Source organism: Azonexus sp. GW821-FHT04F04 (assembly GCF_059420025.1).
In genome coordinates this window covers 307,340-329,406 of sequence record NZ_JBWKSX010000002.1, presented here as the reverse complement: position 1 = coordinate 329,406, position 22,067 = coordinate 307,340, and the positions used below count along the sequence as shown (strand labels likewise).

The following is a 22,067-nucleotide window of genomic DNA, read 5'->3' as shown; positions in this document are numbered from 1 at the left end:
TGCTTTTCGGGGCAGTCGGGCAACGTCGACCGAAGACCTTGATCTATTGATTGCCGGCAAGCGCCAGCAGGCTGCGGGCTTGGTCCGAACACAGCGTTGAAATCTTTTCGTCGATCACCTTGAGCCAGCGATTCGGAATGCTCTCCATACCGTAGCGGGCGCCGGCGAGCATGCCGGTGATGGCGCCGGTGGTGTCGGCATCGCCACCGCGATTGACGACGTCGATCAGGCAGTCCTCAAAGGTATCGGTGGCGAAGAAGGCCTGGAATACGGCCTGCATGGTGTCGACAACGAAGCCGCTGGGGTTTTCGCGGCGGCGTTTGTCGTAGGCAAAAACGGGAAAGTCACTGACCAGCTTGCCGGCACGTTCGCGCTCGACCTCAATCGGGTCGCGGCCGGCGAGAAAATCCTGAACCATGAGGATCAGCGTTTCGCAGGCGGCGTCGGACAGCGCGTTGTGGTGGGTGACATGAGCCTGGGCGCGGTTTGCAAAAATGGTCGTTTTTTCCGGTTGACCGTAGCAAGCCAGGGCGACGGGCAAAACGCGCATGGCGGCGCCATTGCCGGCGTCGTGTTCGGAGGCGGCGGCTTCCGGGTTGCCGGTCTTGCGAAAAGTGATCAGGTTACGGCGCACGGTGTTGCCGATGTCCACCGGCTTGGCTCGCATCCAGGCATCGAAGGCCTCGGCTGCGGCCATGGCGTCGACGTGGCCGCGGGCGATGATCGATTCGCCGAGGGCCAGCGACATCGTCGTGTCGTCGGTGACCTTGCCTGCTTTCAGGCGCAGCCAGCCACCGCCGGTTATTTCGCAGTGCAGGCCGATCTGGTGGCGGATTTCATTCGGAGTCAGAAACTCGACCGTGGCGCCCAGCGCATCGCCGACAGCCAGGCCAAGATAGGCCGCCATGCCGCGGTCGACGTGCGGTGCGTAGGCCGGTACGGTGCGACGGCGCACCGGCGCGGTCTTGGCAATCAGTTCTCCGGTCCAAAACATTTGGCGTAATCCTTACAGACCCCGCACGAGGGGGCGGGACAAACGTAGATGCCTTCGCGCGAACAGACCTGGCGATAGAGGAATTTCTTCCACTTCATCTCACCGGTGTTGTCGCGGGCGAGCGCCGGGAAGTTAACCCACATCAGCCGGGAAAGCTCTTCGCGATTGGCCAGTCCCAGATCCTGCCAGAGATGGTCGCGGCCGGCGCAGGCCGTGGCGACGATATTGGCGATGAGCAGTTCGGACGGGTATTCGCAGGCGCGATGGTCGAGCAGCAACTTTTGCAGGTCTTCCCATTCGGGAATGGCTTCAATGGCGCGCGGCGGGCCGCTGACATCAAGCCCGGGAAAATAGGTGTGGAGCAGCGCGGCATGAACGGCCTTGCCCAGACCGAGATCGGCTGGCAGGCAACCCGAATCGGTCACTTGCCCGGCAACGATGCTGGCCAGCAGCAAACGATTCGGATCGGCCGCCGCCTTCGCCGTCGCCGCCGGCATGGCCAGCAGCTCGGCGAACAGGGAGGTGCGGTAGGGAAGCCGATCCGGACCGTTCATGTCACGCTCGTTACTTACTTGCTGGGATATTCGACCAGGATGTCTTCGTCACGGACGATCATCTGGCAGGCCAGGCGCCACTGGGTCGGCGGGATGTCATCGACGTACATCTGCTCGATCTGGGCCTTGGTGATGTGGCCGAGTTCGGTCAGCGCAGCGACTTCGCGGACGTTGAGCGGGCCGCCCATCGGGGCGCGCTTGCCGTCAACCGACGAAACCTTGACCAGACAGGTGCCGCAATTGCCTTCCTGGCATCCGAAGTCGATCGGGATGTGATGTTCCTTGGCCAGCGCGAGGATGGTCTGGGTGTGGCTGCCGGCAACGGCGTAAACCGTCTTGTCCTTGTGCAGCGGGCTGGTAAAAGTGATGAGGGCCATTTCTTAACTTCTCCTGATGAGCGGGTTGATTTGAATTTCTCTGTTGGGGTTGGGTCGATTTTCTTAACGATGCTTTTAATCTTGTTCGGTTGGTTCGCCGTCATTCCAGACTTGATCGGGAATGACGGTGGTGGCGACTTAGGCTGGTTTAACGACGATTTCGCCGCCGATGATCTGCGCCTGGCAAGCCAGCCGATGGCCGCGCGGGGCCATGTTGTCCTTGAGCACCTGGTCTTCGAGGATGCTCGGCGGGGCGAGGAATTCGCCGCCGGAGATGATCTTGGTCAGGCAGGTGCAGCACTCGCCTTCGCGGCAGCCGTAGGTGATGCCGGCGCCGACCTTCTCGGAAACTTCAATGAGTCGGGTACCAGCCGGCACGGTGACCGAGACGCCGATATCCTGAAATGTGACTTTTGCTTTTGGCATTTTTCTTCCCCCTGGTTGTTATGCGAGTGCCGCCATGTCGATCTCTCGGTGTTCGACCCGTCCGGTCAGGTGACGGGCCAGTTGTTCGCCGAGATCCCGGCAGGCTTCGAGTTCGCTGGCGTCCGGCACGAGCTTGATGCGCAGTCCTTCGACCGGGACGCGCAGCTTGAGTCCGCGCAGGCGGTCCTCGATCAGGCGAACCGCCTCGCCGCTCCAGCCATACGAGCCGAAAGCGGCACCGAGCTTGCCTTTGACATTGACCGTGGTCAGCGACGACAGGACGTCCCAGATCGGCTTGACGGCGTCGGCATTGATCGTCGGGCTGCCGAAGGCCAGGCCATCGGCTTCCTCGATGAGGTCGGTGAAGATGCCCGACTCGCCGCCTTCGAGGTCGTAGAGCGAGACGCGCACGCCACCGATCGATTCGGCGCCGGCAGCGAGCGATTCAGCCATGCGCCGGGTGTTGCCGTAGGCCGAGATGTAGAAGACGACCAGCGTCTTTTCGCTGCGCGCCTCGTTGAACAACCGTGGTGTGGCCAGTTCGCGATAGCGGTGCACGTAGTCACGCGGTGCGTGGCGCAGGATCGGGCCGTGGGCCGGGGCGATCAGGTTGATTTCCAGCGGTTCGATCAACGCAATGGCATCAAGTACGTACTCGCGGAAGGGTCGCATGATGTGCGCGTAGTAGTACTCGAATGAGAAGCGGAAATCGCCGACGGTGTCGTTGAACAGCCGGTTGTCACAGAAATGGCAGCCGAAGATGTCGCCGGTGAACAGCAGGCCGTCCTCGACCAGATAGGTGCATTGAGTATCCGGCCAGTGCAGGTAGGGCGTGTGCAGAAAGCGCAGTGTCCGGCCGCCGAGGTCGACGGTGTCGTCGGTGGTCACCGGAATATATTCGGGGGGCTTCTCGCCGGAGGGCTTGAGCAGCGCCTTGAGCATCATCTGGGCGCGGCTGGACAAATACACCTTGGCCTGCGGGGCGCGTTTGAGCAGCTCGGGCAGGGCACCGCTGTGGTCCGGCTCGAGATGGTTGAGGACGATGGTAGTGATTTCGTCGTAACGGGCGACCGTTTCGAGTCGACGGAAAAAATCGTCGGCGAAGTTTTCCTTCACCGTGTCGATGATCGCCACGCCGTTCTCGCCGCGCACGACATACGAGTTGTAGCTCGTGCCGTTGGCGGTTTTGAGGATGATGTCGAAACTCCGCAGATGCGGGTCGAGGGCGCCCACCCAGTGGACGCCCGGCGCAATTTCTACGGCGTTGTCAGTGAGTGCCGCAGCGACCATGGCTGCTTTCCTCTTCCTCATGATCGTGCGCGTGGCTGCCGCAACTGCCGTGTCCTTCCGGGCCATGCACGCAGGCTTCGATATTGCCTTCCGGCAACTCGACGTTTTTCAGGCCAATCCACGCGTCGACCGCAGCAATGTCGAAACCGACCAGCCGTTCCTCGCCGATTTCCATGAGCGGACGGCGAATGAGCAGCGGGTTTTCGAGCAGCAGATGCAGGGCATCTTCGAAACCCAGGTTTTCCGGAACGATTTCGCCCGACTTGATATCGGGCGCCGCCGGGTTGAACCAGGCGCTGATCGGCAGCTTGCCAAGAAAGGCGAGCAGGCGGTCAGCCGTCCAGGCTTCGGTCTTGAGACTTTTGGCCTGGACGGTGTGGCCGGCTGCAGCGAGCAGGGTCTTCTGGCGAAGATTGCCCTTGCAGCCGGGTTTTTCGTAGAACGTGACAACCGCCATTACGCTGCGTCCTTCCACATGCCGAATTGCTTGAGCTTTTCAATCGGGATGCCGGTCAGCGAACCCGGCGGGTTCAGGAAAGCGCCGAGTTCATCGACGATAGCCATTTCGATCGGGCAGATCGCAGCGCATTGCGGCACGCTGTGATCGCCCAGGCACTCGGTGCATTTGTCGTCGTCGATCAGGAAGTGCGGCTTGTCTTCGTAGATCGCGTCGTTCGGGCAGACATCGAAGCAGGCCCAGCAGTTGACGCAGGACTCGGTGATTTGCAGTGCCATGATCAGGCCACCTTTCTGTCTTCAGCCGACGGACTCAACTTGCCGGTCGCCGCGATTTCCTTGTACACCGCCATCACTGCTTCCTCGATCGGCTCCATCGCGTGTTCGCCGTTCGGCGCGATGCCGGCGGCTTCCAGCTTGGCCCAGGGTTCGTAACCGACCTTGGAGCAGAGCACGACTTCGCAGCCTTCGAGTACGCGGATGTTGCGGTCGAGCAGCGACTCCGTTGCGCCAGCCTCGGCCACGTCGCCGTCACCGCAGGCATCCATGCCGCCGCAGTAGAGCTCGGTCTTGCGATGGCTCATGAAGCGCACGCCAGCCGGTGAGGCTTCGTAGATCAGGAACTCCTTGGCGTGACCGAAGTGCTCGGCAACGACGCCGTTCTTGCCGGCCACCGCCATGAGCACCGGGCGGGCATCAGCCGGGATGCCGAGCTCTTCGGCCTTCGGCTTGACGATGCCGCGCTTGGCGTCGAGCTTCTCGATGATCTCGTCGTGGACAACCTTGCGGCGGACCATGGCGGCTTCGTAATCGACCTCCATGACGTCGATCTTGTCCATGGTGAATTCGTCGCCGCGATCTTCGCCGAGCAGGCCGACCGCGTCGGCACGGCACTGGCGGCAATGGCGCATCATCGCCATGTCGCCGGCACAGGCGTCCTGCAAGTCCTGCAGCATTTCCGGCGTCGGTTCCGGCTGCTCCATGATGCCGTAGTAGGTGCCGTGTTCAGCTTCGGCAATCAGCGGCATGACGTTGTGCAGGAAGGCGCCCTTGGCCTTGACGATCTTCGAGACTTCCTTGAGATGCTCGTCATTGACGCCCGGGATCAGCACCGAGTTGACCTTCACCAGGATGCCGCGGTCGGTCAGCATCTGCAGACCCTTCTGCTGCTGTTCGATCAGGATGCGGGCGCCCTCGACGCCGAAGATGCGTTTGTTCTCCCAGAAAATCCACGGGTAGATCTTGGCACCGACTTCCGGATCGACACAGTTGATGGTGATCGTCACGTGGTCGATGTTGTGCTGGGCGATACGGTCGACATACATCGGCAGGTTGAGGCCGTTGGTCGACACGCAGAGTTTTATGTCCGGGGCGCGCGCCGAGAGCTCTTCAAAAGTCTCGAACGTACGGCCCGGGTTGGCCAAGGGGTCGCCAGGTCCGGCGATGCCGAGTACCGTCATTTGCGGGATTTCGGCGGCAACGGCAAGCACCTTGTTGATCGCCTGTTTCGGCGTCAGGACTTCGGAAACGACGCCCGGACGGGATTCGTTCGAGCAGTCATACTTGCGGTTGCAGTAATTGCACTGGATGTTGCAGGCCGGGGCCACGGCAACGTGCATGCGGGCGAAGTAGTGATGCGCTTCTTCCGAATAGCACGGGTGGTCCTGAACCTTGGCGCGAATGTGATCGGGCAGGTGGCCCAAAGCGTCCGGGGCCGTACCGCAGCCGCTGGATGCACAACCGCCGCCTTCAGCGGCTGGGGCAGAATTGCTGATAACTGGTAGTTCCACGATGTCGGCTCCTCGAATGCAGTCGAAGCCTATTCAGCAATCGCTGTGCCAGAGGTGTTTTCTTAATTAAATCAGCGAGATGTGGATTTCTGCCAAAGGGCGTGTTGGCTGCCTTGTCGCATTTGCGACAGCGTTGCAGTGCACAAGCGACGGGCGGCCGCAGGCGGGAAATATCGCTTAACCAACTGTACGGCATTTCAATTCCCGGCGCCGGTCTGTACACTGCGCGCATCTAACCCACGACCATTTGGAGAACGAAGCATGCGAGGTACGTTTGAGTACAAGCTGGACGGTAGCGGCGACGCCATCAATTTGAATATCGATCTGGATGTGGTCAGCGCCAACGCCCTGGTCCGGCTTGATCGCTACATCAGCTGGACCGACATCCTCAAGCTGACCGAGAACGACCCGGAAGCCGCCTACGCCGCCGAACGCCTGCACACCGTGTTGCAGCACATGGGCAAGTAAGCCCGTGTAAGGTATCTTCGGCCGGGCTAACCGACCGGCCGGATAAGGAGCCTGGGCTTGCGCCTTGCGCTCCTTTTTTTTGGCACTCGGCTTTCTCCACCGGCCTTGTTTCCATTTTCGAAGACGGCATAATCGAACTTGTTCAACCCGGTCGCCTTGTGGAGAAGACGTGAACCTGACCCCTTTGAAAAACTACGGCTCGGATGCAAATCCGTGGCGCGGCCCTGACGGCACGGTGATCGCCTGCCATGAGAAGCTCAAGGTGATGTCTGAAAACCTCGAGGAATTGCGCGACATGGCTCTGGCTGCTCTCGAAGACGCCGTCCTCATGGGATGCGCTGAAGATCAGGTCAAAGCGGTCTTTGCCGAGATCATTGACCAGCTGTCGACTCGTTACGAGCCACGCTAACGGGGCTCGTTTCCCCCGTATCCTGACTTCAAGCCCATTCCAATTTTGGTCATTTTTTCCGGTTGACCGTAGCAATCACGGGTTGATGCTGTGCGTGAATCCCCCAGCTCACTTTCTCCACTTCGCCCATGGGTCTGAGTTGCTGGCCGAGGGGGGTGAACGGTCTGGCGTTCTCTTGCCCGGTGCGGCGCGACGGCTTTTTTCCTGGTCGTGCAGGGCGGCTTTTCTGATGCGTTTTTCTCGCAAACGCTCGGCATCTTCGAGGCTCAATTCGGCGGGCAAACCGGGTACCTGGTTCGGTGGCACGATGCGGTCCCGGGGCGGCAGTTCGAACTGCTCGTCAGAAGCGCGGGGCAGGCTTTTGAACTTGTACAGATAGAAGGCTTCGACTTTTTCGCGGGCCCAATCGGTCTTTTTGAGGTACTTGAAGGCCGAATCGATGCTCGGGTTTTTGTTGAAACAATTGATATTGAGATAGGCAAACAGGATCTCGAAGCCGTAGTGATCGACGATTTCAATGAGCAGGTTTTTTAAACTGAGCCCATGCAGCGGGTTGTTCTGGTAGTTGATCTCGTCGTTCATGCTGTTGCCTAACCATGGAATAAGGCCGGGATTATACCGATCACTGTCCCGGCTCAGGCCTTCTTGTCGCATTGCCGACAGTCGCGATGCTTTGATTTTAAAGACTATTGCCGTGGCGCCGGTTTTGCTTGTCGACTGTCATGAAAACCTTTCTCGACTGGTCGGCCTACGACACCTACGGCATGGGCGACGCCTATGCCGGCATTCCGGCGACGGGCGGTAACTACGCCAAGGCGGTTGCCGTCTGCATGAACAATCACCAGTGCCAGCGCGACGGCAAGGGGGTGATGTGCCCCAGCTACCGGATCACCGGCGATCCGGCGCATTCGACCGGGGCGCGGGTCAAGGCTTTCAAGGCGGCGCTGAACGGGGAATTTGGCGAGCAGCCTTTCATCCATCCCGACCTGGCGGCGGCAATGGATCTTTGCGTCTCGTGCAAGGGCTGCAAGAAGGAATGCCCGAGCTCGGTCGACATGACGCTGATCAAGACCGAATACCTGGCGCATCGCAACGACGAACTCGGCGTGCCGCGTCGGGCGCGACTGTTCGGCGGCCTGCCGGAATGGCTGCATCGCTATCGTCGGCCGCTCGCTGCCTTGGTTCGCCTGCGCAATGCCTCGCCGTGGCTGGCCGGGCAGGTCGAGCGCAAGCTGGGCATTTCGGCCAAGCGGCCGATTCCCGAGATCGTCAGCCAGCCGGTTTTCGCCGAAAACACGGAATCCCACGGTCAACGGGGAAAAGTGGCCCTTTTTGTAGACACCTTCACCCACTACTACACGCCGGAAGTGGCCGAGGCGGCCATCGCCGTGCTGACGGCCGGCGGCTATGCCGTCGAGGTGCTGCGCCCGGCGGCAGACGATGCCGAGCCGGAACGCCCCTTGTGCTGCGGCCGCACCTATCTGTCGCAAGGCATGGTGGATGCCGCCAAGCTCGAAGGCAAACGGGTGATGGCCGCGCTGGCGCCAGCCCTGGCCGCCGGAACGCCGATTGTCGGTCTTGAGCCCTCCTGTCTGCTGGCCCTACGCGACGAGTTCTACAGCCTGTCGCTCGGCCCGGAGGTCGGGCAACTCGGCAAGCAGGCTTTCCTGTTCGAGGAATTCCTCATGCGCGAGGGCAACAAGGGCTTGGAGCTCGATTTGAAGCCGATTCCCGGCGGCAAGGCGGTGGTCCATGGCCATTGCCACCAGAAGGCCTTCGGCGCCATGAAGTCGATGAAAAAGGTGCTCGGCTGGATTCCGGAATTCGAGTTCGAGATCGTCGATGCCAGTTGCTGCGGCATGTCCGGCAGCTTCGGGCTGGAGGCCGAACACTACGACGCCTCGGTGAAGATGGGCGAACTGGCGCTTCTGCCTGCGGTTCGCTCAGCGCCGGCCGATGCGACGATTGTCGCCGATGGTTTTTCGTGCCGGCACCAGATCAAGGATGGCACCGGGCGTGATGCGGTGCATGTGGCCGTGTTGCTTGCAAGGGCCTTGGCCTGAGGGGGGGAGGTCTGTTCTGATGTGGCCTTTTTGGGGCCGGAAACGGCTAGCAAGAGCTATTCGACGGTGAGAACACTCGGGAAAGCTAAAGACTGGTTGCGCTTATTCCCCCAGAAGTGCAAAACGGGAGCAAAAGCCCCCGTCTGTACGCTCGATTGAGTGCGAATCAGACCATCTTCTTGCGTCGGGAAATCACTCCCAGCAGGCCCAGGCCGGCCAGATACATTGCATAGGTCTCGGCTTCGGGGACGGGAGCGGAAATTCCAAAGGTGACGTTGTCGATCTGTTGGCCCCAGGCCGAGAACGAAACGCTCTTGAGATTCCTGAAATTATCCCCGAAAGTCAGTGTTTCAAGCGTGTTGAAGCTATTGTCAAGCAAGGGGAAATATTGCTGCACATAGCCACCGGCTGCCGGGTAGCCATAGACCATGAAGTAGCGTGAGCCATTTCCCAACGCGGCGATATCCAGGCTGATCAGGTCAAAAACCTCGCCATTTACCCGCGTGATCTCGAAACTGTTTGTGTATTCGGCAGACCCACCCCAGGAATGAAAAAGCCCCTGGGTTCCCGTCCAGAAATAGGGGTTGGTATCGACAATTGCGCCGATTTGCATTGCGTACTTGGTGGGCGACCAAGCCGTGCTGAACTGGAAGCCGTTTTCTTCATAGGTGTAGCGTGGGATCAGATCGACCGTCCAGCCGTTTGGACCCAGATTGGTCGATGCGCTGGCGGCCATGGGGATTTCGTTGAAATCGGCGACAACGGTCGCGGCCTGGACTTGGGGCGCTGAGGTGATGAAGGCCATCAAACCGGCCACGATCATGGAACGCATGGAGTTCTCCGAACAAATAAGTGCTGAAGTCAAAGTCTGGCAATTGCCCACGCCGAAAGCAGCCATAGCATAGCTTCAATTCGTGACACTGGCATTGATGAACAAAATACTAGCGACGCCATGAATTGTTCTCAATAGTCTGAACGGACCAATCTGCATGACATAAGGGCTGTTGCCGGACGATCCTTGTTCGTTCCCGCCGGTGAGGTAAGAAATCTCAACGCGTGCTGTGGTTAAGGCACCCAGCTGCCATTCGGGCAGCGCCCCTCAAGCAGGCATCCTTTTCAGCTCAATGCCGCGAAAACAAATCCCGCACCTTGCACAGCGCCGTCGTAATGTCGAAACGCGGGTCGGGCAGGGCTTCGCCGGCCAGGATGCGGGTGATGGCGAGGGCTGGCTCGGTTTCGCCGGTGAGCAGTACCTCGGTGCCACGCTTTTTCATGTGGCGGATGAAACCGTCGCCAGCGCTGGCCGCCACCATGAGGTCGATGCCATCGAGCGGGTGCGGCTCGTTGTCCTCGAAGACGTGGAGCACTTGCTCTTTCTCCAGATTGACCCGGCGCGGGGCGGGCAGCAACTGGTTGGCGCGGTGGTTGCTCAGGTCGTAAACCAGCCATTGTCGGGTTTGCCCCGCATGGCTGCTGACGGTTTCGAAGTCCTTGGTGGCGATGGCGATTTTCATGGCGAGCGGCGTCTTTACAGGGCTGTCAGCGTGACCGCCACGTCGCGTGGCGGCGAGAAATACGGGGCGGAGGTGACCAGAATGTCGGCCCCGGCCCGCGCATAGTCTTCAGCATTAGCAGAATTTATGCCGCCCGCCGCCGCGATGCGAGTGTGTGCGGATTTCGGAATTAGCCCTTTTATCCGGTTGACCGTGGCAACCGGCATTTTTTCGAGTTGCAGGATGTCGGTGCCGGCTTCTTGCCAGCACATGGCTTCCGCCTTGTCGCCGACCTCGACGACGATGGCGCGTTCCGGCCAGGCGCGACGCAGGCGTTGCACGGTGGCGCGCGGCGCTTCGTTGCCGAGAAAGGCCCTGTGCTCGGCAAAGACGAGCAGGGTTTCCGACAGGCTCAGGCGATGCGGGCTGGCGCCGCCGGCCAGAATGGCCTTTATGGCGGCGGCCTTGGTGCCGGGGAAATTCTTGCGCGTGCAGGCGATGCCGATGTCCGGGTTGGCGCTGCGGGCGGCGGCGACGATGTCGGCCGTGCTGCTGGCGATGCCCGACAGGTATTCCATGAAGGTCTGCGCCGTTTTCCACACCTTGTGCAGGCCGGTAGCATGGCCTTCAAGCGTCAGGATGGTTTCGCCGGCAGCGAGCCGGCTGCCGCTGGCGACCACGCTGCCGATGCTGCGCAGGCCGTGCAGTTCACCCATGCGCCGGGCTTCTTCGCTGGCGCAGACGACCATGGCCTGGCGTGCACGAAAAACGAGGCGGCCGGGCTGGTCGCCGATGCCGAGCGAAAAAGTCGTCGCATCGCCGCACGGGACGTCTTCGTCGAGCAGGCGTTCGAGTTCGCCGTCGGACAGGGTGTAGGGATTGTTGCTCATTCCATCAGGGCCACGGATTTGATCTGGACGCTGACCGGCAGGCCCGGCGCGATGCCGAGCTGGGCGGCCGAACGGCGGGTCAGGCGGGCGACCAGCTGGCTGGCGCCGATCTGGACGCGGACCAGCAGCAGGCCGGGGTGGTCGTCGGCAGCCATCGATTCGACCGTGCCGGCGAGCACGTTCTGGATGCTGCTCGGCTCCGGGTGATGAACGGCCAGACTGACGTCGCGGGCAAGCACACGGACGCGCACGTGCTTGCCGGTCGGCACGCCGCGATCGCGGGTCCACAGGCTGCCGCCGGCGAAATCGACGCGGGCCAGATGCCATTCGCCATCGACCGCGCCGACCGTTGCGTCGAGCACGACCCCGACGTCCTCGCCAAGCCGGATCGGCAGGTCGAGGCGGGCCAGCGTTTCGACCAGCGGGCCGTCGGCGACGACCCGGCCGCCATCCATGGCGACGATGTGGTCGGCCAGGCGGGCGACTTCGTCGGGCGAGTGGCTGACGTAAATGACCGGTATGGCCAGTTCGTCGTGCAGGCGCTCGAGATAGGGCAAGATCTCCTGCTTGCGCTTGAGGTCGAGCGCCGCCAGCGGTTCGTCCATGAGCAGGATTTCCGGGCCGACGGCCAGGGCGCGGGCGATGCCGACGCGCTGGCGTTCGCCGCCGGACAGGGTGTCCGGTTTGCGCTCGAGCAGGTGGCCGATGCCGAGCAGTTCGATGGCCTGCTCCAGTCCGACGCGTTGCGCCGTGGTGCTGCGTTTGAGGCCGAAATTCAGGTTGCCGAGAATGGATAGATGCGGGAACAGGCTGGCTTCCTGGAAGACATAGCCGATGGGCCGCTGGTGCGTCGGCAGCCAGGTTTTTTCGTCCTGCCAGATTTTGCCCTTGAATTCGAGTCGACAGTGGGAAGGTTTTTCCAGCCCGGCCAGGCAGCGCAACAAGGTGGTTTTTCCCGAGCCGGAATGGCCGAACAGCGCCGTGACACCGCGGCCGGGCAGGGCGAGGTCGACATCCAGCGTGAAGCCGGGCCAGTCGAGTTTGAAACGGGCATTGATGCTGTCCATTTCAGTCTCCCCTCGCCGGCTTGGGGCGGCGGACGTACATGGCGAGCAGCACCGTGAAGGAGAAAATCAGCATGACGGCGGCCAGACGATGGGCATCGGCGTATTCCATGGCCTCGACGTGGTCATAGATCTGCACCGAGGCGACGCGGGTGACGCCGGGAATGTTGCCGCCGATCATCAGCACGACGCCGAATTCGCCGACCGTGTGGGCAAAGGTCAGGACGCCGGCGGTGATGAAGCCCGGTTTGGCCAGCGGCAGGACGACCGAAAAGAAGGTGTCGAGCGGCGACGCGCGCAAGGTGGCGGCGACTTCGAGCGGCCGCTCGCCGATGCCTTCAAAGGCGTTTTGCAGGGGCTGCACCATGAAGGGCAGCGAATAGAACGACGAGGCGACGACCAGACCCCAGAAAGTAAAGGGCAGAACGCCGAGGCCGAGCGAGGCGGTCAGCTGGCCAACCGGCCCGTGCGGCCCCATGGCCAGCAGCAGGTAGAAGCCGAGCACCGAGGGCGGCAGGACCAGCGGCAGGGCGACGACGGCGCCGAGCGGCCCCTTCCACCACGAACGGCTGCGCGCCAGCAGCCAGGCGATGGGGGTGCCGACGAGGAGCAGGATCACGGTCGTGATCCCGGCCAGTCGCGTGGTCAGCCAGATGGCCTGGAGGTCGCTGTCTGTCAGCATGGTGGCGGGTTTTTGGTTGGATGAAAGTGGTGTTGATTAGACCGGAATTGTCATTGGTGCGGAAGTCGAACGATTTGAGGCTGAAGGACTAGAGCGAAACCCCTCCCAACCTCTCCTTGTCAGGGGAGGAGCTCCCTCAGTCGCGCCTGGTCGGGCTCCCTCTCCTGACAAGGGGAGGGCTGGGGAGGGGTTTGCGTGATCCACCACCATTTTCTCAGCGCAGCTCGTACCCAAACGACTTAATCACAGCCTGAGCCTTCTCGCCCTTGAGGTAATTCATCAGCGCAACGGCCGCCGGCTTGTCCTTGCCCTTGGCGAGAATGACTGCATCCTGGCGGATCGGGTCGTAGAGATTGGCCGGAACGACCCAGCCTGAACCCGAGCCGATGGCGCCGTTCTTGATGACCTGCGAGTAGGCGACGAAGCCGAGTTCGGCGGCGCCCGTCGAAATGAACTGATGCGTCTGCGAAATGTTCTCGCCCTGGACGATCAGTGGCTTGATGCTCTCGGCGACGCCGAGCTTGTTCATGACCTGCAGGCCGGCTGCGCCGTACGGTGCGGTTTTCGGGTTGGCCAGCGACAGGTGCTTGAAACCGCCCTTCTTTAGCACCTCGCCCTTGGCGTCGACCAGCTTGGCGTCGGCCGACCACAGTACGAGCGTGCCGATGGCGTAGGTGAAGGGCGTGCCGGCGACGGCGTGGCCTTCCTTGACCAGTTTGGCCGGGGTTTCGTCGTCGGCGGCAAGCAGCACCTGGAACGGGGCGCCGTTGGCGATCTGAGCGTAGAACTTGCCGGTGGAACCGAAGGACAGATTGGTCTTGTGGCCGGTGTCATGCTCGAAGAGCACGGAAATGACCTGCATCGGGCCAGTGAAGTTGGCGGCGACGGCGACCTGAACTTCGTCGGCGTGGGCCGTGGCGACGGCCAACAGGGAAAAGATCAGGGTGCTCAGACGTTTCATGGCGGGTTCTCCGGATGAGTCAGGAATACTTGCAAAGAATGACCGACGAGGCCTTGAACACGGCGCAGGCCTGCTCGCCGACGACGAGGCCGAGCTTGTCGACGCTGTCGTGGGTGACGACGGCGCAGACCGATTTGCCGCTCTTCATGCTCAGCGTTATTTCGGCATTGACCGGGCCGTCGTGGATGCGGGTGATTTCGCCCCACAGGTGGTTGCGGGCGCTGGTTTTGACGGTTGGGTCATTGAGCAGGAGCACCGAAGACGATTTGACCAGGGCGCTGATTTCCATGCCAATCGTCAGGCCAAGGCTTTCGGCGGAATCGCCGGTGATGACGGCGACGATCTCGTTTTCGTCATCGAGCTTGATGCGCACCTCGAAATCGACATGCCCCTCGCGCAGCGCAACGATATGGCCGGCGAACTGGTTGCGGGCGCTGGTTTTCATCGACATGCGCTTGAGCAGCTTGCTGAACTGCTTGAAATCGCTCGCTTCGCCATCGTTCATGCTGGCCGACAGGCGTTCCAGTGCCGCCTGGTATTCGGCCTCCAGCGCCCGGTAGAGGGCGATGGTCTTGCGGCCGTGATCGGTGAGCAGCGTGCCGCCACCGTTCTTGCCGCCGGTCGAGCGGACAACCAGCGGCTGGTCGGCCAGGTTGTTCATCGCATCAACGGCATCCCAGGCGGCCTTGTACGAGATGGGTACGGCTTTTGCTGCCTGGGAAATCGAACCATGCTGGTCGATGGCCTCAAGCAGGCGGATGCGGGTATCGCCGAGAAAGGTGCCGAACTCGGTATCGACTTCCAGTTTGCCACGCAGGCGATGCAGGATGGTATCCATGATTTCGTGATGTTCAATGTTATATAGCGGTTACTATAACCCAGGTTTTGGTGCTCGAAATATCCGTAAAATAGTCCGCCGTTGTGGTTGTGATGACAAGACGGCAGCGGCTAGAGTGTAGGCAACCCGACGAAAAAGCGTTAGTTGTGCAGGTATATAGCGAAAAGCGGGCCAGTCCCCTCAAACCAGCAAGGAGAACAGCATGAACGTCAGCGCCCGCAATGTATTCAAGGGAAAAATCACCGCTTTGGTAGACGGTACGGTCAACGCCGAAGTCGAACTCACCATGCCCGGTGGCGACAAAATTGTCGCAATCGTGACAGAGGGCAGCGTCAAATCGCTCGGCTTGGCCGTCGGCAAGGAAGCGGTTGCCTACGTCAAGGCGCCGTGGGTCATGCTGCTGGCCGGCCCGGCCAACGTCAAATTCTCGGCCCGCAACCAGTTGGCGGGAAAAGTCAGCAAGCTGCAAAAAGGCGCGGTAAATACCGAAGTCGCGATTTCCTTGCCGGGCGGCACGACGGTCTACTCCGTGGTGACCAACGAGGCGGTCATGGAGCTTGGCCTGAAAGAGGGCAGCGAAGCCTCGGCTCTGATCAAGGCCAGCCACGTTATTCTGGGCATTCCGGCCTGATTGCCTGACTCAGGCAACAAAAAAGCGGTCGTTCGACCGCCTTTTTGTTGCGCCCGGTTTGGAACGGCAGATTTCAATTTTGGCCATTTTTTCCGGTTGACCGTAGGAATCCAGAATCTGTTCGGATCGGTGCGGAATATCACCCGATTGCCCATCGCTTCTTATCGACGCTAACCAGCGAATTTCTGGCACCTATATCGGCAGGATCGTGATTGACCCCGGCTCGGAAGCGACAACGGGGCCGCTGGCAGGCAATTTGCCCGACGTGAGCGCCGATTTTGCCCGCCCCCTCGCCGGGCGCTTCCGTCCCGCGTTGATATCCCTAGAATCCGGACTAACAGCACGCAACCCCATTCAACATTCCGGAGAAAACGTATGACATGTTCCAACCGCCGCCATTTCTTTCTGGCGTTTGCCGCTTTGCTGCTCATCTGCCTTTCCCCGGTGCAGGCCGACGAGCAGATGGACAACATCCGCAAGCGTGGCCGTCTGCAAGTCGCCGTCTACAATAATTTCCCCCCTTATTCCGATGCGGGAAAAGGCATTGACGTCGAACTCGGTCAGGCCCTGGCCGCCAAACTCGGGCTCCAGGCCGAGATCATCGGCTTCATGGTTGGCGAGGACATGAACGACGACCTGCGCAACATGGTCTGGAAAGGCCACTATCTGCGCGGCAATCCGGCCGACGTGATGATGCGCGTGCCGGTCGATGCGGAATTCGCCAAGGCCAACGACAAAGTGCGTATTTTTGCCCCCTATCATCACGAAGTGATGGGGATGGCACGGGTCGCCAAGCGCATTCCGGCCCCCAGCGGTTCGGCAGCGGTCGCGCTCGAAGTGTTCACCCGCGAGAAAATTGGCGTCGAAGTCGACACGCTGGCCGCCTCCTTTCTCGGAAGCGTGCTGCATGGCAGGCTACGCTCGAATGTCGTGCATTTTCTTTCAATCAGAGAGGCCGCCAAGGCACTCGGCGAAGACCGCATTTCGGCCATCATGGCGCCGCTCGGTGAACTCGATGGCGCCCTCGCCGGCGACACCCGCTTTGCCATCGACGAGGCTAAGCTCGGCGAGCTGAGCCCGAAGAGCTGGCCTATCGGCATGGCCGTCAAGGCCGAGGCGGATGACCTCGCAGCCGCATTGTCCGGCGCTCTTTCGGAATTGCAGAAGGATGGCACGGTGGCCGCGATTTTCAAGCGTCACGGGGTGACCTTGCACACACGCTGACACTGTCCGCTCGGCGGGCACGCGACGAATGGCTGCAAGACTCCTGTTGCAGCCGTTCAGAGAATTACCAATACCTGGGCTCAAAAAATGCGCTTATATAAACATCTGTTATTGATGGTTGCTACCTTCGTTCTCACGCCAGTCTTTGCTGGCGATATCGACTGGCCAACTTATGGTTTGGATCACAGCAACCGGAGGTATTCCGGGATTGACCAGATCAACACTGGGAATGTGAATAAGCTGAGCAGGGCGTGGACTTACCAGAGTGGAATCAAGGCGACGTTTCAGGCGACGCCCATCATGGTTGATCGCACCATATTCTTGTCTCTGCCATTCAATCATGTCGTCGCGCTGGATGCCGTTACAGGAAAACAGTTGTGGCGCTATGACCATCGGCGCAAAAAGGATTATCCAATGTGCTGCGGCCCGGCGAATCGTGGTGTAGCGGTCGCTGATGGCAAGGTCTTCATCGGCACCGTGGATGCCCGTCTGATCGCACTGGATGCGAGGTCGGGAAAAGTTCTTTGGGATATTGAAGTGGCGGACGGCGGTAGCGTCAAAAGCGAGTCCATCGCTTCCCTGAAGGATTCCGACCCTCTCAGAAAGGCCGGCATTGCTGGCCAATCCGGTGTCGGGATCGCCATGGCGCCCGTGGTTTACCTGGGCAAGGTGCTCATCGGGGTGACTGGCGTTGGCTTTGGCCTGCATTTGGATTCCGACCGGGATGGCACGCCGCTTGGTACGGTTGTCGGCTTCGCCGGCAATTATGGACGGTCAGGATTCCTGGCAGCGTTTGATGTGAATACTGGCAAGCGCGTCTGGCAGTTCGACACGATCGCCCAAGTCAATTGGGAGGGTGAATTCAGTCAAACGACGCCCGATGGCATAACTCTTCATCGGGATATCGAGAAGGAACGGGCAGATTTGTCGAAGTATTCCGAGGCGGCCAAGTATGGTGGCGGCTCGGCGTGGTCCACTCCGGCGATAGATGCCAAGAATGGTTTGTTGTACTTCGGTACCGGCAATCCATCCCCCCAGATGGATGGCACTTCAAGACCTGGAGATAACCTATATACGGTCTCCTTGGTTTGTTTGGACGTCAATACCGGAAAAATTCGCTGGCATTACCAGCAGGTGCCGCACGACCAGTGGGGCTATGACGTGGCCAGCCCGGCGGTCCTGTTCGATTACCCCCATAAGGGAAAACTAGTACCTGCTGTAGGCCAGGCCGCCAAGATCGGCTGGTACTATATTCATAATCGCCTGACCGGCGAGTTGCTACTCAAATCGGATGAGTTCGTGGCACACCAAAATACCTTTACCAACCCAACTCCGGAAGGCCAGGTGATCTTGCCCGGCGTGCTTGGGGGGGTTAGTTGGTCGCCGACTTCCGTGGACGTGAAGAAGCTGGTTGCGTATGTACCGGCGATCCACTGGCCGGTCAAATACACCAAGCGGGTCATTCCCGCCTCGCCAAGCAAGCCTGCCGTGGAATACACGACACTTGAACCACTGATGGATGTCCCGCGTTGGGGCGTGTTGTCGGCGATTGATCTGGCATCGGGGAAGGTCAAGTGGCAACGCAAGACAGAGCAGCCATTGGTGGGCGGCTTGTTGGCGACGGAGGGCAATCTCGTCTTCATGGGCGAGGGCGAGGGGGATTTCAATGCCTATGACGCCACGACCGGCCAAGTGTTGTGGAGCGATCAATTGGACGCCGGAGTAAATGCTCCTCCCATTACTTATCAGATTGATGGTGTTCAGTACGTGGCGGTCGCTTCCGGCGGCAATCAGATTTTTGGATACAAGACCGGAGATACGTTCCAGGTCTATAAGCTGAAAAACTAAAGTGCATGGACGAATCGGAGTGATTGTGATGAAAATGAAGTCGATCGGAAAACCCCAAAAACTCATCTGCGCCGCCCTGCTTGCCTTGGGCATTGCCTCTGCAGCCCAGGCCCAGACAGCAGGCGTGGCCTATATCTCGAACCAGAATGGCGGCATCGGCGTCCTTGATCTGGCGACACTCGAACTGACCGGCTCCTTCGACGTCGGGGCCAAGGGGCCGCGCGGCATCGGCGTCACGGCCGACGGCAAGTATCTGGTCACTGCCAACAAGGATGACGCCAACGTTTCAATCATCGACCTGGCCACCCGCAAGGTCATCAAGCAGGTCAAGATCGGCAAGAATCCGGAATTCGTCCGCGTTCTCGGCGACAAGGCCTTTGTTACTTACGAACCCAGTTCCAAGGGCGGCCCGCCGCCCATGCCCGGCGCAGCCGTGGTCAAGGAAGACGACGATGATGACAAGGTTCCGGCCCGCATCGCCATTGTCGATATCAGGAAAGGCAAGCTGCTCAAGGAAATCACCAGCGGCCCGGAAACCGAAGGCATCGAGTTCACGCCTGACGGCAAACGGATGATCGTCACCAACGAGGCCGACAACACTATTACCTTGCATGACATCCGCAGCGGCAAACTGCTCAAAACCGTCCCGACCAGCAAATACGGCGACCGGCCGCGCGGCATCAAGGTGTCACCGGATGGCAAGCACTATGTTGCGACGCTCGAATTCGGCAACAAGCTCCTCGTTCTCGATGACAAGCTCGACCCGATCAAGACGGTGGAAACTGGCAAGACGCCCTACGGCGTTGCCTTCGATCGGTCTGGTCAGCGCATTTTCGTCGCCGCGTCGCGGGCCAATACGCTGCAGGTTTTTGATGCCACGTCCCTTGAGAAAATCAAGGACATCCAGAGTGGCGAGCGTTGCTGGCACTTCACTTTCACCCCGGATGACAAACAGATCCTGCTGACTTGCGGTCGTTCCGACGAGGTGATCGTGATCGATGCCGACAAGCTGGAAGTGACCAAGCGCATTGCCAACAAGGGCATGCCCTGGGGCATAGTCACTTATCCGAAGGCGTTTGGCAGCCTCGATCAGCCTTGAGGCCGCAGGCTCACCGAAATCCTGCCAGTCAGGCTAATCGATCAGTTTGAGCTTCATGGCCAAGCGGGCGAGTTCAATATCCGTCCTGACGCCCAGCTTGGCCTTGATCTGGTAGTGAACGTTCTGCACGGTTTTGGGACTGATACTGAGGATGTTGCCGATTTCCTCGACGCCAAGGCCATCAAGAAGCAGGCGGAGGATTTCGAATTCCCGCGGATTCAGCTCTTCCGCCGGATTGCTCTCACCCTGCAGCAGAATCAAGGCCATCTCGGGCGCGATGTCCGGGCTCAGTACTTTTTCCTTGCGGGCGACCTTGTACACGGCCTGGATGAGCACATCCGGACTGCTGCTCTTGGTCACGTAGCCGAGGGCGCCGGCACGGATGGCCTGTGCCGCGAAAAGCGGGTCGCGATGCATGCTGAAGGCCAGGATACGGGCATCAGGCTGGCGCTGAAGTACACGGCGGGTGAGTTCGATGCCGCCCATGTTCGGTAGCGACAAGTCGAGAATGATCAGGTCGGGCTCGAATTCACGCAGTCGTTGCAGAGCCTCTTCGGCGGAATCGGCCTCAGCCTCGACGCGCAGGTCGGCGCGGCGTTCGAGGAGCCGGCGATAGCCTTCGCGGACGACGGCATGGTCGTCGACCAGGAGAATGCGGATCATGACACTTCCTCCCCGGCGGTTTCATCGGCGCCCGCCAAAGGCAGGGAGACGCTGACGAGGGTTCCTCGCGGCGGTGCCGGCAGGATGCTCAGAGTGCCGCCCAAGGCCAGGACCCGTTCTTCCATGCCCAGCCGCCCGAAGCCGCCCGGCTTTCCGGACTTGTCGGAGCTTTCACGGGAGGCACTGCCCTGGCCGTCGTCGCGAATCTCCAGCACCAGGCCTGCTGGCCGGCGCTGCAGTATTACCTCGACCCGATCCGGCTGGCCATGTCGCACGGCATTGGTGATGCTCTCCTGGATAATTCGGTAGAGGCTGACGTTGATGTTGTTCGGCAAGTCGCCAAGGACCGGGTCGGCGTCGAGCGTGAAACGGGTATCCCTGCACCGCTGATTCCAGCCCGTGATCAACTGTTCCAGGCTGGGCAGCAGCCCGAATTCTTCGAGGCCGATGGGCCGCAAGCGATGGAGAATCTGTTGCAGGGCTTCCATCATGTGCTCGACGGTCTTAACGATGGAGTCCGCGCAGGGACGTAGGGCAGGTACGGCTTCGTCGGCCAGCTCCCGGGCAAAGGCTGCTTCGGCATTGAGGGAAGCCAGATACTGACCAAATTCATCGTGGAGCTCCCTGGCCAGGTGCCGGCGTTCCTCCTCACGTACCGACAGCAATCGGTGCGCCAGGCGCTGCTGGCTATGGATAGTGCTTTCCAGACGGTTGGCCAAATGGTTGAAGCCCTCGCCGATGCTGTTCAGCTCAATCAGAGCGAAGTTCGGCATGCGGGCGCTGAGATCGCCTTGCTCCATTCGTCTGAGGGTGCCAAGAATGGCCTCCGAAGGTGCCAGGGCATTGCGTACCGGGCGATATACGAAAAAGCTGAGGAGCAAAATCATCACGCTGACCGCTAGGAGGTTGCCAAGCTTCCGAGCCAATTCCTGCACTTCGCTGCCGTAATTGGGCGTGACCACCAGTTGCCCGGCGGTGATGCCCGGATAATGGCCAATACTGTCCCGATATACCATATCGCTGCCGATTACCCTGCGCATGAAGTCGTCCACGGGGCCGGGCAGCTTGGTTGCTTCGGCAAAACATTGCCGGTACATGGTATGGCTATGGAAATCGGTCATCTCGATGCAGAAATTGAGCACTTGCCCGATCGCCTTTAAGGCGGCCAAGTCGAGGTTGAGCTCGGCCAGGGGCGCGTTGTAGACCGAGTAATTGCGATTGATCTCGTCGGCGATAAGCAGGCGGATGGCAATGCCCGTGCGCTGAATGTCGCTGCGGATACGATAGCGGGCTTCGAGCAGCGTCACTGCGGCCCCGACGAAAAGCACGATCAGGGCAAACAGGCTGACGCGAACAAGGAGATGGCGCTTGAGGTTAAGTGGACGCAAGGGGGGTGAGGCGAACATGGTCAGGCGGTAATCGTCGATGTGGACATAGCATGCCTCAAAACTGTCGGGTAAATTGCCCGACGTAAAGTTGGGCAGGTGCGCGCAATTTTCCACTTTGTGGAGTGCACCAGAGGGTTCTCTTTCTTTCAATCCGATCGGCAAACAGGAGAAACAGCACACCTTGAGCAAAGGACCGACAAGGATGATGCGTGATGAGTTTCCCGCTGCAGCGGCAGCGGGTGCTTGCAGTTTTGACTAATTTGACCGATGTGAGGCTACAGCCTGGATGTCGGATTCGCCTTCAACACGGGACATATTCCACCAGCAAACCGCATGTCTCTTCAGGCCCCACCGGTCGTTCGACAATTGTTGGTCAAGAGGAACCTTTTATTGGCCGGAGCTCGATCGGTGGATTTCGATTTTGGGTATTTTTTCCGGTTGACCGTGGAACCCAGCGGT

General features: G+C 60.3%; 25 protein-coding genes. 7 read left to right on the top strand and 18 right to left on the bottom strand.

Going from position 1 to position 22,067, the window contains the following annotated elements; translation table 11 throughout:
• Nucleotides 1-43 precede the first annotated feature (43 nt).
• The 8 genes from draG to nifB form a co-directional block, all read right to left on the bottom strand.
• The gene (gene draG, locus AC07TV_RS06960) at nucleotides 44-994 is read right to left on the bottom strand and encodes an ADP-ribosyl-[dinitrogen reductase] hydrolase (RefSeq protein WP_494647672.1); all 951 of its coding nucleotides are present in this window, start codon (nucleotides 992-994) and stop codon (nucleotides 44-46) included.
• Complete coding sequence (locus tag AC07TV_RS06955; RefSeq protein ID WP_494647671.1) at nucleotides 973-1,548, bottom strand: nitrogen fixation protein NifQ; 576 nt, start codon at nucleotides 1,546-1,548, stop codon at nucleotides 973-975. Before AC07TV_RS06955 ends, draG begins: the two co-directional genes overlap by 22 nt.
• A gap of 14 nt (nucleotides 1,549-1,562) precedes the next feature.
• Nucleotides 1,563-1,925: a 2Fe-2S iron-sulfur cluster-binding protein gene (locus AC07TV_RS06950; RefSeq protein WP_226498288.1), complete on the bottom strand. Its 363-nt coding sequence runs from the start codon at nucleotides 1,923-1,925 to the stop codon at nucleotides 1,563-1,565.
• 138 nt (nucleotides 1,926-2,063) lie between these two features.
• Nucleotides 2,064-2,351 (bottom strand): 2Fe-2S iron-sulfur cluster-binding protein, encoded by a 288-nt coding sequence (locus tag AC07TV_RS06945; RefSeq protein WP_494647670.1) that lies wholly within the window; start codon nucleotides 2,349-2,351, stop codon nucleotides 2,064-2,066.
• A gap of 18 nt (nucleotides 2,352-2,369) precedes the next feature.
• Nucleotides 2,370-3,641, bottom strand: a complete 1,272-nt coding sequence (locus AC07TV_RS06940) for an FprA family A-type flavoprotein (protein WP_494647669.1) — start codon at nucleotides 3,639-3,641, stop codon at nucleotides 2,370-2,372.
• Complete coding sequence (locus AC07TV_RS06935) at nucleotides 3,619-4,098, bottom strand: thioredoxin domain-containing protein (RefSeq protein ID WP_494647668.1); 480 nt, start codon at nucleotides 4,096-4,098, stop codon at nucleotides 3,619-3,621. The genes AC07TV_RS06940 and AC07TV_RS06935 overlap by 23 nt, the downstream gene beginning before the upstream one ends.
• Nucleotides 4,098-4,376 (bottom strand): 4Fe-4S binding protein, encoded by a 279-nt coding sequence (locus AC07TV_RS06930; protein ID WP_494647667.1) that lies wholly within the window; start codon nucleotides 4,374-4,376, stop codon nucleotides 4,098-4,100. The genes AC07TV_RS06935 and AC07TV_RS06930 overlap by 1 nt, the downstream gene beginning before the upstream one ends.
• 2 nt (nucleotides 4,377-4,378) lie before the next feature.
• Nucleotides 4,379-5,887 (bottom strand): nitrogenase cofactor biosynthesis protein NifB, encoded by a 1,509-nt coding sequence (gene nifB / locus AC07TV_RS06925; protein WP_494647666.1) that lies wholly within the window; start codon nucleotides 5,885-5,887, stop codon nucleotides 4,379-4,381.
• Between the two features lie 261 nt (nucleotides 5,888-6,148).
• Here nifB and AC07TV_RS06920 point away from each other — a divergent pair, with 261 nt between their 5' ends.
• On the top strand, nucleotides 6,149-6,355 hold the full coding sequence (locus tag AC07TV_RS06920) for a hypothetical protein (RefSeq protein ID WP_494647665.1): 207 nt from the start codon (nucleotides 6,149-6,151) through the stop codon (nucleotides 6,353-6,355).
• 169 nt (nucleotides 6,356-6,524) lie between these two features.
• The gene (locus AC07TV_RS06915) at nucleotides 6,525-6,764 is read left to right on the top strand and encodes a hypothetical protein (protein WP_494647664.1); all 240 of its coding nucleotides are present in this window, start codon (nucleotides 6,525-6,527) and stop codon (nucleotides 6,762-6,764) included.
• 108 nt (nucleotides 6,765-6,872) lie between these two features.
• Here AC07TV_RS06915 and AC07TV_RS06910 read toward each other — a convergent pair whose 3' ends face one another.
• On the bottom strand, nucleotides 6,873-7,418 hold the full coding sequence (locus AC07TV_RS06910) for a VF530 family protein (RefSeq protein WP_494647663.1): 546 nt from the start codon (nucleotides 7,416-7,418) through the stop codon (nucleotides 6,873-6,875).
• A 68-nt stretch (nucleotides 7,419-7,486) separates the two neighbouring features.
• Here AC07TV_RS06910 and AC07TV_RS06905 point away from each other — a divergent pair, with 68 nt between their 5' ends.
• Nucleotides 7,487-8,827 (top strand): (Fe-S)-binding protein, encoded by a 1,341-nt coding sequence (locus AC07TV_RS06905; protein ID WP_494647662.1) that lies wholly within the window; start codon nucleotides 7,487-7,489, stop codon nucleotides 8,825-8,827.
• Between the two features lie 166 nt (nucleotides 8,828-8,993).
• Here AC07TV_RS06905 and AC07TV_RS06900 read toward each other — a convergent pair whose 3' ends face one another.
• The 7 genes from AC07TV_RS06900 to AC07TV_RS06870 all read right to left on the bottom strand — a co-directional run bounded on the left by AC07TV_RS06900 (nucleotide 8,994) and on the right by AC07TV_RS06870 (nucleotide 14,755).
• Complete coding sequence (locus tag AC07TV_RS06900) at nucleotides 8,994-9,725, bottom strand: hypothetical protein (RefSeq protein ID WP_494647661.1); 732 nt, start codon at nucleotides 9,723-9,725, stop codon at nucleotides 8,994-8,996.
• A 223-nt stretch (nucleotides 9,726-9,948) separates the two neighbouring features.
• Nucleotides 9,949-10,341 carry a NifB/NifX family molybdenum-iron cluster-binding protein gene (locus AC07TV_RS06895; RefSeq protein WP_494647660.1) on the bottom strand — a complete coding sequence of 131 codons (393 nt, stop codon included), beginning with the start codon at nucleotides 10,339-10,341 and terminating at the stop codon, nucleotides 9,949-9,951.
• A gap of 14 nt (nucleotides 10,342-10,355) precedes the next feature.
• On the bottom strand, nucleotides 10,356-11,210 hold the full coding sequence (gene modD, locus AC07TV_RS06890; protein ID WP_494647659.1) for a ModD protein: 855 nt from the start codon (nucleotides 11,208-11,210) through the stop codon (nucleotides 10,356-10,358).
• A complete protein-coding gene (modC, locus tag AC07TV_RS06885; protein ID WP_494647658.1) occupies nucleotides 11,207-12,277 on the bottom strand; it encodes a molybdenum ABC transporter ATP-binding protein in 1,071 nt (356 codons plus the stop codon). Before modC ends, modD begins: the two co-directional genes overlap by 4 nt.
• 1 nt (nucleotide 12,278) lies before the next feature.
• Nucleotides 12,279-12,956: a molybdate ABC transporter permease subunit gene (modB, locus tag AC07TV_RS06880; RefSeq protein ID WP_494647657.1), complete on the bottom strand. Its 678-nt coding sequence runs from the start codon at nucleotides 12,954-12,956 to the stop codon at nucleotides 12,279-12,281.
• A gap of 214 nt (nucleotides 12,957-13,170) precedes the next feature.
• Complete coding sequence (modA, locus tag AC07TV_RS06875) at nucleotides 13,171-13,917, bottom strand: molybdate ABC transporter substrate-binding protein (protein ID WP_494647656.1); 747 nt, start codon at nucleotides 13,915-13,917, stop codon at nucleotides 13,171-13,173.
• Nucleotides 13,918-13,936: 19 nt separating this feature from the next.
• The gene (locus AC07TV_RS06870) at nucleotides 13,937-14,755 is read right to left on the bottom strand and encodes a TOBE domain-containing protein (protein ID WP_494647655.1); all 819 of its coding nucleotides are present in this window, start codon (nucleotides 14,753-14,755) and stop codon (nucleotides 13,937-13,939) included.
• 202 nt (nucleotides 14,756-14,957) lie between these two features.
• On the opposite strand from AC07TV_RS06870, the gene AC07TV_RS06865 reads away from it, so the two are divergent.
• The 4 genes from AC07TV_RS06865 to AC07TV_RS06850 all read left to right on the top strand — a co-directional run bounded on the left by AC07TV_RS06865 (nucleotide 14,958) and on the right by AC07TV_RS06850 (nucleotide 19,557).
• Complete coding sequence (locus tag AC07TV_RS06865) at nucleotides 14,958-15,386, top strand: TOBE domain-containing protein (RefSeq protein ID WP_494647654.1); 429 nt, start codon at nucleotides 14,958-14,960, stop codon at nucleotides 15,384-15,386.
• 375 nt (nucleotides 15,387-15,761) lie between these two features.
• Entirely contained in the window at nucleotides 15,762-16,610 is an 849-nt protein-coding gene (locus tag AC07TV_RS06860) for a substrate-binding periplasmic protein (protein ID WP_494647653.1), read from the top strand.
• An 87-nt stretch (nucleotides 16,611-16,697) separates the two neighbouring features.
• Nucleotides 16,698-18,458, top strand: a complete 1,761-nt coding sequence (locus tag AC07TV_RS06855) for a pyrroloquinoline quinone-dependent dehydrogenase (protein WP_494647652.1) — start codon at nucleotides 16,698-16,700, stop codon at nucleotides 18,456-18,458.
• A gap of 28 nt (nucleotides 18,459-18,486) precedes the next feature.
• On the top strand, nucleotides 18,487-19,557 hold the full coding sequence (locus AC07TV_RS06850; protein ID WP_494647651.1) for a YVTN family beta-propeller repeat protein: 1,071 nt from the start codon (nucleotides 18,487-18,489) through the stop codon (nucleotides 19,555-19,557).
• Nucleotides 19,558-19,590: 33 nt separating this feature from the next.
• On the opposite strand, the gene AC07TV_RS06845 is transcribed toward AC07TV_RS06850, so the two are convergent.
• Both AC07TV_RS06845 and AC07TV_RS06840 read right to left on the bottom strand, forming a co-directional pair.
• The gene (locus AC07TV_RS06845) at nucleotides 19,591-20,220 is read right to left on the bottom strand and encodes a response regulator (protein ID WP_494647650.1); all 630 of its coding nucleotides are present in this window, start codon (nucleotides 20,218-20,220) and stop codon (nucleotides 19,591-19,593) included.
• On the bottom strand, nucleotides 20,217-21,758 hold the full coding sequence (locus tag AC07TV_RS06840) for a sensor histidine kinase (protein WP_494647649.1): 1,542 nt from the start codon (nucleotides 21,756-21,758) through the stop codon (nucleotides 20,217-20,219). The genes AC07TV_RS06845 and AC07TV_RS06840 overlap by 4 nt, the downstream gene beginning before the upstream one ends.
• Between the last annotated feature and the right edge of the window lie 309 nt (nucleotides 21,759-22,067).

Bases quoted from the DNA above. Each gene is read 5' to 3' on its own strand.
- draG (WP_494647672.1), bottom strand. From the start codon at position 994: ATGTTTTGGACCGGAGAACTGATTGCCAAGACCGCGCCGGTGCGCCGT.
- AC07TV_RS06955 (WP_494647671.1), bottom strand. From the start codon at position 1,548: ATGAACGGTCCGGATCGGCTTCCCTACCGCACCTCCCTGTTCGCCGAG.
- AC07TV_RS06950 (WP_226498288.1), bottom strand. From the start codon at position 1,925: ATGGCCCTCATCACTTTTACCAGCCCGCTGCACAAGGACAAGACGGTT.
- AC07TV_RS06945 (WP_494647670.1), bottom strand. From the start codon at position 2,351: ATGCCAAAAGCAAAAGTCACATTTCAGGATATCGGCGTCTCGGTCACC.
- AC07TV_RS06940 (WP_494647669.1), bottom strand. From the start codon at position 3,641: ATGGTCGCTGCGGCACTCACTGACAACGCCGTAGAAATTGCGCCGGGC.
- AC07TV_RS06935 (WP_494647668.1), bottom strand. From the start codon at position 4,098: ATGGCGGTTGTCACGTTCTACGAAAAACCCGGCTGCAAGGGCAATCTT.
- AC07TV_RS06930 (WP_494647667.1), bottom strand. From the start codon at position 4,376: ATGGCACTGCAAATCACCGAGTCCTGCGTCAACTGCTGGGCCTGCTTC.
- AC07TV_RS06920 (WP_494647665.1), top strand. From the start codon at position 6,149: ATGCGAGGTACGTTTGAGTACAAGCTGGACGGTAGCGGCGACGCCATC.
- AC07TV_RS06910 (WP_494647663.1), bottom strand. From the start codon at position 7,418: ATGCGACAAGAAGGCCTGAGCCGGGACAGTGATCGGTATAATCCCGGC.
- AC07TV_RS06905 (WP_494647662.1), top strand. From the start codon at position 7,487: ATGAAAACCTTTCTCGACTGGTCGGCCTACGACACCTACGGCATGGGC.
- AC07TV_RS06900 (WP_494647661.1), bottom strand. From the start codon at position 9,725: ATGGCTGCTTTCGGCGTGGGCAATTGCCAGACTTTGACTTCAGCACTT.
- AC07TV_RS06895 (WP_494647660.1), bottom strand. From the start codon at position 10,341: ATGAAAATCGCCATCGCCACCAAGGACTTCGAAACCGTCAGCAGCCAT.
- modD (WP_494647659.1), bottom strand. From the start codon at position 11,210: ATGAGCAACAATCCCTACACCCTGTCCGACGGCGAACTCGAACGCCTG.
- modC (WP_494647658.1), bottom strand. From the start codon at position 12,277: ATGGACAGCATCAATGCCCGTTTCAAACTCGACTGGCCCGGCTTCACG.
- modB (WP_494647657.1), bottom strand. From the start codon at position 12,956: ATGCTGACAGACAGCGACCTCCAGGCCATCTGGCTGACCACGCGACTG.
- modA (WP_494647656.1), bottom strand. From the start codon at position 13,917: ATGAAACGTCTGAGCACCCTGATCTTTTCCCTGTTGGCCGTCGCCACG.
- AC07TV_RS06870 (WP_494647655.1), bottom strand. From the start codon at position 14,755: ATGGATACCATCCTGCATCGCCTGCGTGGCAAACTGGAAGTCGATACC.
- AC07TV_RS06865 (WP_494647654.1), top strand. From the start codon at position 14,958: ATGAACGTCAGCGCCCGCAATGTATTCAAGGGAAAAATCACCGCTTTG.
- AC07TV_RS06860 (WP_494647653.1), top strand. From the start codon at position 15,762: ATGACATGTTCCAACCGCCGCCATTTCTTTCTGGCGTTTGCCGCTTTG.
- AC07TV_RS06855 (WP_494647652.1), top strand. From the start codon at position 16,698: ATGCGCTTATATAAACATCTGTTATTGATGGTTGCTACCTTCGTTCTC.
- AC07TV_RS06850 (WP_494647651.1), top strand. From the start codon at position 18,487: ATGAAAATGAAGTCGATCGGAAAACCCCAAAAACTCATCTGCGCCGCC.
- AC07TV_RS06845 (WP_494647650.1), bottom strand. From the start codon at position 20,220: ATGATCCGCATTCTCCTGGTCGACGACCATGCCGTCGTCCGCGAAGGC.